We start from the raw sequence: 13,163 nt of genomic DNA on the forward strand, positions 1-13,163 counted from the left end.
TCCGTGATGGAACCGACCTGCCTTCCGCAGCCTAGCCTCTCGTCCGCGGGCGCGGGGACCGAGGGGCGGGATTCCCGGTGTTTTCCGGCTTGCACCTGACGTCGCGTCAGGTCCTAGCGTCGTTTCCGCCGCCCCGGGGTGGGGCGGTGCGAGGAGGAAGAGATGCGTGAGCGCGGCGGACGGTTCTGGAAGGTCGGCGAACTGGCCCGGCTGACCGGGCTGACCGTGCGCACGCTGCACCACTACGAACACGTGGGAGTGCTGCGGCCGTCGGCCCGCACCCCGGCGGGGCACCGGCTCTACGGCGAGGCCGACGTGCGACGGCTCTACCAGGTGGTGGCGCTGCGCGAGCTGGGTCTGCCGCTGGAGGCGATCGGCACCGTGCTGGCCGGGGACGTCGACCTGGCCGAACTGCTGGGCGACCACCTGGCGCACGTCGACCGGAGACTGGCCGCGCTCCGGTCGCTGCGCGACAGGCTCACCGCCCTGGCGGCTGCCGCACGCTCGGCGCGCGGACTGCGTTCCGACGACCTCCTCGGTCTGATGGAAGAGGTGACCACGATGGAAGAGACCATCCGCAACCACTACACCGGGGAGCAGCTCGCCTACCTGGAGCGGCGCCGCCGGGAGCTCGGCGACGAGGCCGTCGCCGCGGTCGAGGCCGAGTGGCCGCGGCTCATCGCCGAGGTGCGCTCCGAGATGGCGGCGGGCACCGACCCGGCCGACCCGAAGGTGCGGGCGCTGGCCACACGGTGGACGGAACTGGTGGAGATGTTCCACGGCGGCGACGAGGGCGTGCGCGACTCCCTGCACCGGATGTACCAGGAGCGCGGCGACGGGATCGCCGAGCAGTACGGCGGCCCGACGTCCGACATGATCGCCTACGTCCAGCGGGCGATCGACTCCTCCGCGTCCTGAACCGGATGAGCGGCCCCCGCCCGCGGGTCAGGTGGGCGGGGGCCGCGGATCGGACGGCGCCGACCGGCGTGGCCCGGCGTGTCACACCGGCGGGCGCGCGGTGCGTCCTGACAGGTGTGAGCGTTGAGATCTTCGAACAGCACCGTGGCCTCCTCACCGGGGTGGCCTACCGGATCCTGGGCAGCGCGGCCGACGCCGAGGACGTGGTCCAGGAGGCGTGGCTGCGCTGGTCCGCCGTGGACGCCGCGGACGTGGCCGAACCCAGGGCCTACCTGATCAGGGTGGTCTCCCGGCTGGCGATCGACCGGCTGCGGCAGGCGGCGGCGCGCCGGGAGTCCTACGTGGGTCCGTGGCTTCCCGAGCCGGTCAGCACCGAGCCGGACGCCGCCGAGCGCGCCGAACTCGTCGAGTCGGTGGAGTTGGCGCTGCTGGTGGTTCTGGAGACGCTCTCCCCGCTGGAACGCGCGGTGTTCGTGCTGAGGGAGGCGTTCGACCTGCCCCACGCGGAGATCGCGCGGGCGGTGGGGCGGTCGGAGGCGGCCGTCCGGCAGCTCGCCCGCCGGGCCCGCGACCACGTCCACGAGCGCAAGCCCCGGTTCGACGCGGACCGGACGCGGCGGCGGCAGCTCACCGAGCGGTTCGCCGCCGCGTGCCTCACCGGCGATCTGGACGGTCTGACCGGACTGCTCGCCCACGACGTCACCCTGGTCGGCGACGGCGGCGGCAGGGGCAAGGCGCCGCTGCGGGTGATCACCGGAGCCGACAGAGTCTCCCGGTTCTTCCTCTCGATCACCAGCGAGCGGAACCTGCGCCGGGCACTGGAACCGCTCGGCGCGGCCCCCGACGCGCTCGGAGTCGCGATCACCGAGGTCAACGGCTGGCCCGCGGTCGTGGTCACGGCCGCGGGCCAGCCGATCACCGTGATATCGCCGGTGGTCGCGGCCGGGCGAATCCAGACGGTCTACCTCATCACCAACCCGGAGAAGATGTCACATCTGCGGCTGCCCGATCCGTCCCGGTGACATGAACACCATCACCGTCATCGGCGGCGGGATCTCCGGACTGACCGCCGCCATCGCAAGTGCTGAGCAAGGCGCCGACGTCACCCTGTTCGAGGCGCACCGAACCCCGGGCGGCCGGGCGCGTTCCACGGCCGCGCCCCACGTCGCCAACGACGGGCCGCACGTCCTCTACTGCGACGGCGCGCCCTTCTCCTGGCTCGCCGAACGCGGGCTGGTCCAGCCGTTCGTCCGGCCGGGCCTGCGGGAGTTGTCCAGGATACGGCTCCGCCACGAGGGGAGGATCACCGGGAGGCCGCCGTCGGGGCTGCTGCGGGCCGCCGCCAGGCGGAGGGCCGCCGCCCCGGTGGACCGCGACTTCGCGTCGTGGGGGACCGAGCTGTTCGGCGCCGAGGGGGTCCGCGCGGTCTCCGGACTGCTCGGCGTGGTCACCTACGACGCCGATCCGGGCCGGTTGTCGGCGGCGTTCGTCTGGGAGCGCTTCGGCCGGGCCGCCGCTCCGCGCTACCCGACCGCCAGGTACGTGGTGGGGGGCTGGCAGGCGATGGTGGACCGGATGGTCGAGCGTGCGCGCGCCCTGGGTGTGCGCGTCGAGACCGGGACGCGGGTCGACCGACTGCCGTCGGACGGGCCGACGATCGTGGCCACCTCCCTGGACGCGGCCCGGACCCTGCTGGACGACGACTCGCTGCGCTGGGAGAGTGGCCGGTCACTGCTGGTCGACCTGGGGCTGCGGAGCCGCAGGGGTGAGCCGTACCTGGTCTTCGACCTGGACGAGGGTGGTTTTGTCGGCAGGTACTCCCAGCCGGACCCCTCCCTGGCCCCCGCCGGTGAGGACCTGGTCCAGGCGCAGATGCCGGTGCGGCCCGGTGAGTCCCGCTCCGACGTCCGGGCGCGGCTGGAGCGGCTGGTCGACGCCGCGCTGCCCGGCTGGCGGGACCGGGTGACCTGGCGGCGCGACCAGATGATGGCGGGCCGCAGCGGCGCCCTGGACCTGCCCGGCCGCTCCTGGCGCGACCGCCCGGCCGTCGACCGGGGCGACGGCGTCTACCTGGCGGGGGACATGGTCGCCGCGCCCGGCCTGCTCGGCGAGGTGTCGATCACCAGCGCCCTGACCGCCGTCCGCGCGGCGCTGGGCCGGAGTGCGGCGCGCGTCGCCTGAGCGGCCCCGCCGGTCTCCTCCGGGCGGGAGGACGCTTGGCCCCCACCCCCTTTGACGTACAAGATCCTGTACGTCAAAGGGGGTTTCGATGAAGGTGATGAGCTACTCCGGGTCCCGCGCGAAGTACGCCGAGACCGCCTATCTGCTCCGCAGTCCGGAGAACGCCCGGCGGCTGGTCACCGCGATCGAGCGACCGGAGTCCGACGGCGGCGCACGGCACGGGCTCGTCGAGTGAAACCCGTCTGGGACGAGTCAGCCTGGGACGACTACGTCTGGTGGCAGGCCGAGGGCCGAAAGATCCTCACTGAGGTTTGACGGTCGCCTTCGCGACGGACACCGGCCGTGCGGAGAGGAGGGGACGGCCGATCGGCCCAGGGCGTTCCACACCAACCCCCACGACGGGACACCACCGGCCACGGCCAACCCGTGGTCGCCCGCCGCGGAACCGAACACTCAAACCTCAGTCAGACGCATCAGCGCTCTTGTCAAGGACGTCATGCGCAACGGCAACGAGGGGATCGGCAAGCCCGAGCCGCTCAAGCACGGTTTCCAGGGCTACTGGTCGCGCCGTGTCAACGACGAGCACCGACTGGTCTGCAAGATCGCCGGAGACGAGATCCGCATCGCTGCCTGCCGTTACCACTACGGGAGGTAGTCCGCCACGCGGTTCCGGGGAACCGGTGGCGGAAAGCCCCGCCCCGCGTCCCGGCTCCCCGACCGCGGACGTCCGCAGCGCCCTCCCCGTTCTCGGGGATGTTCCCCGACCGGGACACCTGCGGTACCGGAGGTCATCCCTCGGTGCTGGCCACCCCGATCGGGCAGGTCGCGCCCGTTCCGCCCACACCGCAGTAGCCGTGCGGGTTCTTGGCCTCCGACAGGTACTGCTGGTGGTAGGGCTCGGCGAAGTAGAACGGGGTGGCCGGGACGATCTCGGTGGTGATGGGGCCGTAGCCCATGCGGGTCAGCACCGGTTGGAAGGCGTCGCGGCTGGCCTCGGCCGCGGCGCGCTGGGCCTCGTCGTGGTAGAGGATCATCGAGCGGTACTGGGTGCCCACGTCGTTGCCCTGCCGCATGCCCTGGGTGGGGTCGTGGCCCTCCCAGAACACCTTGAGCAGTTCGGTGTAGGAGATGCGCTCGGGGTCGAAGACCACGCGCACGGCCTCGGTGTGGCCGGTGCGTCCCGAGCAGACCTCCTCGTAGGTGGGGTTGGAAGTGTAGCCGCCCGCGTAGCCGACGGCCGTGGTGATGATGCCGGGGCCCAGCCGCCAGAAGGTGCGCTCCACACCCCAGAAGCAGCCCATGCCGAACTCGGCGATCTGGGAGCCTTCGGGGTAGGGCGGAGCCAGCGGGGTTCCCAGGACCTCGTGGCGGTCCGGAACCGGCATCGGGGTGTCGCGGCCGGGCAGGGCGTCGGCCCGGTCGACCATCGTCGTCTTCGTGAAGCCGAACATGCTTTCAGGCTATCCGCGCCGTCCAGTGTCCGGACGTTCCCGGCGGGCGGGTCCCTGCGCGGGAACGGTATGCCCGTGGTCCGCCCGGTACCCCTTCTCTATAGTCTGACCCTCGTGCCTGATTCGAACAAGGGCGTGCTCTACGGCGCGAGCGCGTACTTCCTGTGGGGGTTTCTCCCCCTGTACTGGCCGTTGATCACTCCTCCCGCCACACCGACCGAGGCCCTCTTTCATCGGATGATTTGGTCATTGGTGGTTGTGGTGGGGGTGTTGCTGGTCCGGCGGGACTGGCGGTGGCTGGACGGCCTCCTGCGCAGCCCCCGGCAACTGCTGCTGCTCACCGCGGCCACACTGCTGATCACCCTCAACTGGGGCTGCTTCATCATCGCGGTGACCAGCGGCCACACCCTTCAGTCCTCCCTCGCCTACTTCATGAACCCGCTGGTGAGCGTGGCGCTTGGCATGCTGGTCCTCCGGGAGCGGCTGAGTCGGGCCCAGTGGGTCGCCGTCGCGCTCGGCGTGGTCGCCGTCGCCGTGCTGGCCCTCGACTACGACACGCCGCCCTGGCTGGCGATCGCCATGGCCCTCGCCTTCGCCGGCTACGGCCTGCTGAAGAAGTCCGTGCGGCTGGACGGGGTGCAGAGTCTGGCCGCCGAGACCGCGATCATGTTCCTCCCCGGGACCGCGGTCGTGGTCTACCTGGAGTCCACCGGATCGGGCACCTTCCTGTCCGTCTCCCCCACTCACTCGCTGCTGCTGGTCGGCACCGGAGTGCTGACCGCCGTTCCGCTGATGCTCTTCGGCGCGGCGGCGCAGCGCCTCCCGCTCAGCATGGTCGGCCTGCTCCAGTTCATCGCGCCGGTGATGCACTTCCTGATCGCGTGGCTGGTCTTCGGCGAGGAGCTGTCGGCGGTCAGGTGGTTCGGGTTCGTCGTGGTGTGGGCGGCACTCGCGGTGTTCGTCGTGGACATGCTCGGCCGCACCCGCCGCGCGTCCCGACCACCGCGCGCCGCCGCCCCGGAGCCGACGGCCGAACCGGGCTGAGAAACCGGTGCCGGGAAGTCAGGCGGGCAGGGCATTCCACTCCAGCGCCCGAGGCGACCCACCACAGACGCCCACCTGGATTGCCGCACCCTCTCCCCGGCTTTCCGGCATCGGTTTCCAGATGCCCCCGACCCCGGGGGATCGCAGGCAGCCTTCACCCCAGGGGCCTCGGGGCCGAGGTCCCACGACCAATGCCGGAAGGGCGGTCCACCGCGGTGGACCGCCCTTCCGTGTTCCGTCTCGGAACACCGCTCAGCTCCTACGGCGACGGGAGCGTCCGGATCCCCCCTCCTCCTCGTCGACCTCGATGTGTTCCTTGCGCAGCTCCCCGCGGACCCGCTCGGTGTCGCTGACCTCCTCCTTGGAGACGCGCACCCGCTCCACGGGCACCTCTTCCTTGCCGACCACCGGGCGCTCCTCGTGGAGGGTGATCTCCTCCTCCTGCTCGCCCATCCGGCCGGTGCCCGCCTCTCCGGTCACGGGCTCGCGCTCGACACGGAGCCTCTCACGGCGGACCGGGACGTCCTCCTCGAAGGGCTCGTTCTCCACGCTCTTGTGTACCCGCGCCCGACCGCTCTCCGTGCGCTCGACGCCGACCCTGGCCTGCTCCTCGGAGCGGGTGATGGACGCCTCCTCCCCCTCCCGGGGCATCGTTCCCGCGGCCTGCGCCCGGGGCTCGCGCTCCGCCGTGTCCTGCTCCTCGGTCGCCCGCGGTCCCGGAACGTTTGGCTGCACACCGTAGTGCCGGTAGAGCTCGGCTTCCTGCTCGGGGGAGAGGTGGCCGCCGACACCGAAGCGGGGAGAGTCCTTGATCAGGCTCTTGGAGAACGGAACACGCAGGTCCTGATCGGTGACCTCGGCTCCAGCCAGCGGGACGAAGCTCTCCTGGTTGCCGAACATGCCGGTCTGGACCGTCACCCACGTCGGTTGGTGGGTCTGGTCGTCGCGGTAGACCTGTCCGATCTTGCCGACGTTGTTGCCGTCCTGGTCGATCAGCCTGTGCCCGACCAGCTCCTGGATTCCGGGCCGAGGTGCCATGCGAATCAACTCCCTTGGTCTCTGCCGCCTCAGGCGGTTGCTCGCTGCGCTACCCAACCGGCATCGCAGCAGTTCAGAGACTCGGTTACCCGATCGGGCATGGGGTGACCCCCGGCCTTACCCGACACATACCCAGAAAAGGACATGTCGTGACCGTCCCGGCGACTCCTCGCAGATCAGCCGCTGCGCTCCACGACGTAGTCGCACAGTGCCAGGAACGCGTCCCTGGCCGGGCAGTCCGGAAGAGTGGTCAGCTCCGACCGGGCCCGATCCGCCCAGGACTCCAGGTCGGCCCGTGCCTCGCGCATCGCCGGATGGGCCCGCAGCAGGCCCAGGGCCTCGGCGGTCTCCGCGTCGTCCAGCGGACGTCCCAGCAGGGAGCGCAGCCGTGCGTGCTCGGGCTCCTCCCCCCGCAGCGCATAGAGCATCGGCAGGGTCAGCACCCCCTCCCGCAGGTCGGTTCCGGGAGTCTTGCCGGACTGGGCGGTCTCGCTGGCCACGTCCAGGATGTCGTCGGAGAGCTGGAAGGCCGTCCCCAGCGCCTCACCGGCCCGCGTGACCGTCTCGACCACATCGGGACCGGTCCGTCCGAACATCGCGCCGAACCGGGCGGAGGAGGCGATCAGCGAGGCCGTCTTGTCGGCGATGACGTCCAGGTAGTGCTTCATCGGATCGGCTCCCGCGCGCGGCCCCGCGGTCTCGAGGATCTGCCCCCGGACCAGGCGGCCGAAGGTCTGCGCCTGCAACCGCACCGCCTCGGTGCCCAGATCCGCCAGGATCTCCGAAGCGCGCGCGAACACGTAGTCGCCGGTCAGGATCGCGATCGCGTTGCCCCAGCGCCGGTTGGCGCTCGGGCTGCCCCGACGCAACTCGGCCTCGTCCATGACGTCGTCGTGGTAGAGGGTGGCCACATGGGTCAGTTCGACCACCGCCGCGGCCGGAACGAGGTCGGGGTTGCCCGCGTCACCGAAACGCGCGGCCAGCAGCACCAGGGTGGCGCGGAAGCGCTTGCCTCCGGCGGCCAGCAGATGCGCCGCCGCCTCGTTCAGCAGCGGGTCGCTCTCCGCCACCGTTTCGCGGAGCAGCTTCTCCACCTGCTCCAGCTCTGCCTGGACCTCCCGGGCGAGCGCTTCGTCAATACTCGGCAGCGTCAGAAACCCGCTCGGGACAGCACCGCTCACCTGAAAGCTCCACCTGTCAACAGGGCGCGCGATACCTCACGAAGCGAAGTACCGCGCGCTCTCGCAACGAACACAGACTGACTCAGAAGTTATCCGACGCCGACTCCGCGACCAAAGCGGGTGTCGGTTTCCTCCCGTCTACCGAACGAACAGGGCCTCGGAGACGGTTCCGTCCGCCGTCGTCTCACCGGCCGCTTCCGCCGACGGCTGCGGAACCAGGTTGTCCAGCACCGGTCCGGGGAACACCCCCAGGACCAGGGTCGCCGCGACCCCGAGTCCGACAACGCTTCCGGTGAGCGCCCCCGCCCTGAGTACCCGGGGCGCGGTCTCGGCGGGTTCGGCGAAGAACATCAGCACGATGATGCGCACGTAGAAGAACGCGGTCACCGCGCTGCTGAGCACGCCCACGACCACCAGCGGGGTCGCCCCGGCCGCCACCGCCGCCTCGAACACCGCGAACTTGCCGATGAATCCGCTGGTCAGCGGAATACCGGCGAAGGCGAGCAGGAACAGGCCGAGGGAGGCGGCCAGGAACGGCGAGGTGCGTCCCAGTCCCGCCCACTGCGTCAGGTCACCGGCTTCGGCGCCGCCCTCGGCGTTGCGTACCAGGGTGACGACCGCGAACGCGCCGACCGTGGTGAAGCCGTAGGCGGCCAGGTAGAACATGGCTCCGGCCAGGCCGTCGGCGCTGGCCGCCACGACCGCGGTCAGCATGAAGCCCGCGTGCACCACCGAGGAGTAGGCCAGCAGCCGCTTGATGTCGCGCTGGGTGACCGCGATGACCGCGGCGAGCACCATGGTGAGGATCGCCACGACCCACAGCATCGGCCGCCACTGCGCCACCGACGCGCCGAAGGCCACGTAGAACACCCGCAGCAGGGCGCCGAACGCGGCGACCAGGGTGCCGGAGGCCATCAGCGCGGTGATCGGTGTGGGGGCGCCCTGGTAGACGTCGGGCTTCCAGTTGTGGAAGGGAACCGCGCCGACCTTGAACAGCAGGCCCACCCCGATCAGCGCGATGCCGATGAGCAGCAGCGGCTCGCCTCCGTCGATCAGTCCGCCCTCGCTGGTCGCCCGGTTGACGGCGGCGAAGTTCACCGAGCCCGCGTAGCCGTACACCATGGCGATGCCGAACAGGAAGAACGCCGAGGAGAACGAGCCCAGCAGGAAGTACTTGACCGCGGCCTCCTGGGAGAACAGGCGACGGCGGCGGGCCAGCCCGCACAGCAGGTACAGCGGGAGGCTCATCACCTCCAGGGCGATGAACATGGTGAGGAAGTCGTTGGCGGCCGTGAACAGTTGCATGCCCAGCACCGCGAACATCACCAGCGGGTAGACCTCGGTGTGCTGGGTTCCGGCGAGGATGTGCGAGCGCTCCTCGTCGCTGCCGGGAACCGCGGCGGCCTGCGCGGTGAAGGCGCTCTCACCGTCCCGGTTCTCGGCGATCAGCAGCAGGCTGGCGAAGGCCAGCACCAGGATGACGCCCTGGAAGAACAGGGCGGGCCGGTCCACCACGACGGTCGCGAAGGCCACGGTGACGCCCGCGCCGTCCGCCGGCAGCGCGCCCACCTGGAGGACGGTCAGCACGAAGGCCGCGCCGATTCCGAGCAGGGCCAGCGTCAACTGGGTGATCCGGCGGTACCGCGCGGCCACGAACGCCTCGGCGAGCACGCCGAGGACACCGGCCGCGAACACCACCAGCAGCGGTGACAGCAGCCCGTAGTCGATGTCGGGAGCCTGGGTGACGACTGTCGGGGTCCCGGCCTCCGACAGGCTCAGCGGAATCATTCGTCTGCTCCTTCCTGGCCGCCGGCCTGGTCAACACCCACCGCCGGAGCGGGGTCGCTGACGTCGACCTGCTGCATGGTCTGCTCCACCGCGGGGTTGATCACGTCCAGCAGCGGCTGGGGGAAGACCCCGAAGAGGATGATCACGGCGATGAGCGGGGACACGGCCCACAGCTCGCGGCCGGAGAGGTCCCTGACGCCCGCCAGCTTCTCCTTGACCGGCCCGGTCATGGTGCGCTGGTACAGCCACAGGATGTAGAGCGCGGCCAGCACCACGCCGACGGTGGCGATGACCGCGGGCACCGGAAGGACCGTGAAGGTGCCGACGAACACCAGGAACTCGCTGACGAACGGAGACAGCCCCGGAAGCGCCAGGCTGGACAGTCCGGCCACCAGGAAGGTTCCGGCGAGCACCGGAGCCGTCTTCTGCAGGCCGCCGTAGTCGGCGATCAGCGCGGACCCGTTGTTGCGGGCGATGAGGAAACCCACGATGAGGAACAGCGCACCGGTGGAGAAGCCGTGGTTGACCATGTACAGCGCGGCGCCCGACTGCCCCTGCGAGGTCATCGCGAAGATGCCCAGGGTGATGAAGCCGAAGTGGGACACCGAGGTGTAGGCGATGAGGCGGAGCATGTCGCTCTGCCCGATCGCCGCGATCGCGCCGTAGACGATGCTGACGAGGCTGAGCGCGACCACCGGCCAGACGAACCACCTGGCGGCCTCGGGGAACAGTTCCAGGCAGTACCGCAGCATGCCGTAGGTGCCGACCTTGTCCAGCACGCCCACCAGCAGCACCGCGGTGCCCGGCCGGGAGCTTCCGGCTGCCGTGGGCAGCCAGGTGTGCACCGGCCACATCGGGGCCTTGATGGCGAAGGCGGCGAAGAACCCGAGGAACAGCCAGCGGGCCGCAGTGGTGTCCACCCCGGCGAGCAGTCCCTCGGAGCCGACCAGGTCGCTCCACAGGAACGTGCCGTTGCCGGCCTGGGCGCTGTAGACGTACACGCCGATCACCGAGACCAGCATGAGGAGTCCGCCCAGGAGGCTGTAGAGGAGGAACTTCACCGCGGCGCGGCGGCGCTCCTCGCCCCGGCCGTACCGTCCGATCATGAAGTAGACCGGGATCAGCATGGCCTCGAAGAGGACGTAGAAGAGGAAGACGTCGGTGGCGGCGAAGACCCCGATCATCATCGCCTCGAGGAGCAGGATGAGGGCGAAGTAGCCCTTGCCGCGGTCCGCGGCCTCGTCCTGCTCCTTCCAGGCCGCCAGGACGACCAGCGGCACGAGCAGTGCGGACAGTGCGATCAGGGTCAGCGCGATGCCGTCGACGCCCACCGCGTAGTGCACGCCGAAACGCGCGATCCACGGGTGGACCTCGGTGAACTGGAGGCGGGCGCCCGCGGGGTCGAAGTTCAGCGCCATCGCGCCGACGACGGCGAGCACGACCAGCGTGCAGGCCAGGGTGACCCGCTTGGCGAGTCCCACCCGCTCGCGTGGGATGAGTGCCACGATCAGCGAGCCCAGGGCGGGCAGCGCGATCGCGAGTGTCAGCCAGGGGATGGTCATTGGTTCAGATCCTCACCTGCTGGTCTGGTGTGCGGCCTGGGGAGGTGGTGTGCCTACGCAAAGCCCACTCCCAACGTGGTGGCCACGACGACGGCCGCGCCGAAGAGCATGGTCAGTGCGTAGCTGCGGGCGAACCCGGTCTGGATCAGGCGCAGGTTCTCCGAGCTGTCGCGGACCCAGCGCGCGACGCCGTTGACGACGCCGTCCACGGCGTGGTCGTCGAAGGCGACGGTGGCCCTGGTGAGCTGCTGTCCGGGCCGCATGAGCAGGCCCTCGTTGATGGCGTTGCCGTACAGCTCCTCGCGGGCCGCGACGGTGACGAAGTTGCCCCTGGGCGCCGTGACCGGCACCTCGCCGCGGGCGTAGCGCAGCCACGCGTACGCCACGCCGACGACCATGAGCGCCAGCGCGGCCAGCGAGTACGGGCTGGTCAGCATGTGGACCAGGTCGAACTCGTGGTGCGGGGCGCCCACGACGGGGGCGAGGAAGTGGGCGAAGGTGTAGTTGACCACCAGGATCGCGCCCAGCGCCACCGATCCGGCGGCGAGGATGCCCATCGGGACCGTCATGACGGACGGGGACTCGTGCGGGTGGGCGTCGTCGGCCCAGCGCTTCTCACCGAAGAAGGTGAGGAACATGATCCGGGACATGTAGAAGGCGGTGAGTCCGGCGCCCAGCACCGTGACCCAGCCCAGGATCTGGCCGGTGACGCCGCCGGAGTCGAACGCCGCCTGGATGATGCCCTCCTTGGTCCACCAGCCGGACAGGAACGGGACCCCGATGATGGCGAGGTAGCCCGCGCCGAAGGTGGCGAAGGTGACCGGCATGGCCTTGCGCAGTCCGCCGTAGCGGCGCATGTTCACCTCGTCGTTCATGGCGTGCATGACCGATCCGGCGCCCAGGAACAGCCCGGCCTTGAAGAAGCCGTGCGTGACCAGGTGGGCGATGGCCGCGGCGTAGCCGATCGGGCCGAGCCCGGCGGCCAGCGTCATGTAGCCGATCTGGCTCATGGTGGAGCCCGCCAGCGCCTTCTTGATGTCGTCCTTGGCGGAGGCGATGACCGCGCCGGCGAGCAGGGTGGCCGCGCCGACGACGGTGACCACCAGTTGCGCGGTGGGCGCGGCCTCGAAGATCGGCCCCGAGCGCACGATCAGGTAGACACCGGCGGTGACCATGGTCGCGGCGTGGATGAGGGCCGACACCGGGGTGGGGCCCTCCATCGCGTCGAGCAGCCACGCCTGCAGCGGAAGCTGCGCGGACTTGCCGCACGCGCCCAGCAGCAACAGCAGGCCCACGGCGGTCATGACGCCCTGGCCCGCTCCGTCGACCGCGTCGAACAGGGGGGTGAAGGCGACCGTGCCGAAGGTCGTGAACAGCAGCATGATCGAGACCAGCAGGCCGATGTCGCCGACCCGGTTGATCAGGAACGCCTTCTTGGCCGCGACCGCCGCCGACGGCTTGTGCTGCCAGAACCCGATCAGCAGGTAGGAGGCCAGACCGACGCCCTCCCAGCCGAGGAACAGCACCGCGTAGTTGTCGGCGAGGACCAGCACGAGCATGGCCGCGACGAACAGGTTGAGGTAGGCGAAGAAGCGCCGACGGTTCTCGTCGTGCGCCATGTAGCCCACCGAGTAGATGTGGATCAGCGATCCCACACCGGTGATGAGCAGCGCGAAGGTGATCGACAGCGGGTCGACGAGCAGACCGAGGTCGATGTCGAAGCCGCCGACCCTGATCCACTGGTAGACGTGGACCGCGACACTGCGCTCCTCGGGGGCGCGCCCGAGGAGCTGCACCAGGCTCAGCACCGCCCAGGTGAAGCTGGCCAGCGCCGCGGCGACGGCGAGCCAGTGCCCCCAGGCGTTGGTGCGTCTGCCGCCCAGCAGCAGAACCGCCGCGCCCAGCAGGGGGAGGGCGATCATGAGCCAGGCGTAGGAGAGTACGCCGCCGTCGGCCGCGGTGGTGACCGCGTGCACGTCGGCGGCCAGCGTGGACGTCAT

At 70.6% G+C, this 13,163-nt stretch carries 12 protein-coding genes; 6 read left to right on the forward strand and 6 right to left on the reverse strand.

Translation table 11 applies throughout. From position 1 onward, the window contains the following. Window positions 1-162 precede the first annotated feature (162 nt). The 5 genes from NI17_RS16510 to NI17_RS24460 all read left to right on the forward strand — a co-directional run bounded on the left by NI17_RS16510 (window position 163) and on the right by NI17_RS24460 (window position 3,754). Complete coding sequence (locus NI17_RS16510) at window positions 163-918, forward strand: MerR family transcriptional regulator (protein ID WP_068688215.1); 756 nt, start codon at window positions 163-165, stop codon at window positions 916-918. A gap of 116 nt (window positions 919-1,034) precedes the next feature. Further along, entirely contained in the window at window positions 1,035-1,940 is a 906-nt protein-coding gene (locus NI17_RS16515) for an RNA polymerase sigma-70 factor (protein ID WP_119267926.1), read from the forward strand. A 1-nt stretch (window position 1,941) separates the two neighbouring features. Further along, window positions 1,942-3,099: a phytoene desaturase family protein gene (locus NI17_RS16520; RefSeq protein WP_068688214.1), complete on the forward strand. Its 1,158-nt coding sequence runs from the start codon at window positions 1,942-1,944 to the stop codon at window positions 3,097-3,099. Between the two features lie 88 nt (window positions 3,100-3,187). Beyond that, complete coding sequence (locus tag NI17_RS16525; protein WP_170163058.1) at window positions 3,188-3,334, forward strand: type II toxin-antitoxin system Phd/YefM family antitoxin; 147 nt, start codon at window positions 3,188-3,190, stop codon at window positions 3,332-3,334. Window positions 3,335-3,403: 69 nt separating this feature from the next. Further along, window positions 3,404-3,754, forward strand: a complete 351-nt coding sequence (locus NI17_RS24460; RefSeq protein WP_267887164.1) for a Txe/YoeB family addiction module toxin — start codon at window positions 3,404-3,406, stop codon at window positions 3,752-3,754. A 133-nt stretch (window positions 3,755-3,887) separates the two neighbouring features. Here the strand turns inward: NI17_RS24460 and msrA are convergent, their stop codons facing one another. After that, complete coding sequence (gene msrA / locus NI17_RS16535) at window positions 3,888-4,550, reverse strand: peptide-methionine (S)-S-oxide reductase MsrA (protein ID WP_068688213.1); 663 nt, start codon at window positions 4,548-4,550, stop codon at window positions 3,888-3,890. Window positions 4,551-4,619: 69 nt separating this feature from the next. On the opposite strand from msrA, the gene rarD reads away from it, so the two are divergent. Continuing rightward, window positions 4,620-5,594, forward strand: coding sequence for an EamA family transporter RarD (gene rarD / locus NI17_RS16540; protein WP_243597529.1), 975 nt, complete (start codon window positions 4,620-4,622; stop codon window positions 5,592-5,594). A 252-nt stretch (window positions 5,595-5,846) separates the two neighbouring features. Here the strand turns inward: rarD and NI17_RS16545 are convergent, their stop codons facing one another. The 5 genes from NI17_RS16545 to nuoL all read right to left on the reverse strand — a co-directional run bounded on the left by NI17_RS16545 (window position 5,847) and on the right by nuoL (window position 13,163). Further along, a complete protein-coding gene (locus tag NI17_RS16545; protein ID WP_068688212.1) occupies window positions 5,847-6,632 on the reverse strand; it encodes a PRC and DUF2382 domain-containing protein in 786 nt (261 codons plus the stop codon). 176 nt (window positions 6,633-6,808) lie between these two features. Continuing rightward, complete coding sequence (locus tag NI17_RS16550) at window positions 6,809-7,813, reverse strand: polyprenyl synthetase family protein (RefSeq protein ID WP_068688211.1); 1,005 nt, start codon at window positions 7,811-7,813, stop codon at window positions 6,809-6,811. Between the two features lie 138 nt (window positions 7,814-7,951). Next, window positions 7,952-9,601, reverse strand: coding sequence for an NADH-quinone oxidoreductase subunit NuoN (nuoN, locus tag NI17_RS16555; RefSeq protein WP_068688210.1), 1,650 nt, complete (start codon window positions 9,599-9,601; stop codon window positions 7,952-7,954). Beyond that, window positions 9,598-11,163 carry an NADH-quinone oxidoreductase subunit M gene (locus NI17_RS16560; protein WP_068688209.1) on the reverse strand — a complete coding sequence of 522 codons (1,566 nt, stop codon included), beginning with the start codon at window positions 11,161-11,163 and terminating at the stop codon, window positions 9,598-9,600. Before NI17_RS16560 ends, nuoN begins: the two co-directional genes overlap by 4 nt. A gap of 53 nt (window positions 11,164-11,216) precedes the next feature. After that, window positions 11,217-13,163, reverse strand: a complete 1,947-nt coding sequence (gene nuoL, locus NI17_RS16565; RefSeq protein WP_068688208.1) for an NADH-quinone oxidoreductase subunit L — start codon at window positions 13,161-13,163, stop codon at window positions 11,217-11,219.

Origin of the sequence: Thermobifida halotolerans, from assembly GCF_003574835.2 — a bacterium.
Taxonomy (GTDB): Bacteria; Actinomycetota; Actinomycetes; order Streptosporangiales; family Streptosporangiaceae; genus Thermobifida; species Thermobifida halotolerans.

Coding starts and splice junctions, on each gene's coding strand:
- NI17_RS16510 (WP_068688215.1), top strand. CDS start 163: ATGCGTGAGCGCGGCGGACGGTTCTGGAAGGTCGGCGAACTGGCCCGG.
- NI17_RS16520 (WP_068688214.1), top strand. CDS start 1,942: ATGAACACCATCACCGTCATCGGCGGCGGGATCTCCGGACTGACCGCC.
- NI17_RS16525 (WP_170163058.1), top strand. CDS start 3,188: ATGAAGGTGATGAGCTACTCCGGGTCCCGCGCGAAGTACGCCGAGACC.
- msrA (WP_068688213.1), bottom strand. CDS start 4,550: ATGTTCGGCTTCACGAAGACGACGATGGTCGACCGGGCCGACGCCCTG.
- rarD (WP_243597529.1), top strand. CDS start 4,620: ATGCCCGTGGTCCGCCCGGTACCCCTTCTCTATAGTCTGACCCTCGTG.
- NI17_RS16545 (WP_068688212.1), bottom strand. CDS start 6,632: ATGGCACCTCGGCCCGGAATCCAGGAGCTGGTCGGGCACAGGCTGATC.
- nuoN (WP_068688210.1), bottom strand. CDS start 9,601: ATGATTCCGCTGAGCCTGTCGGAGGCCGGGACCCCGACAGTCGTCACC.
- NI17_RS16560 (WP_068688209.1), bottom strand. CDS start 11,163: ATGACCATCCCCTGGCTGACACTCGCGATCGCGCTGCCCGCCCTGGGC.
- nuoL (WP_068688208.1), bottom strand. CDS start 13,163: ATGACGTCCACGCTGGCCGCCGACGTGCACGCGGTCACCACCGCGGCC.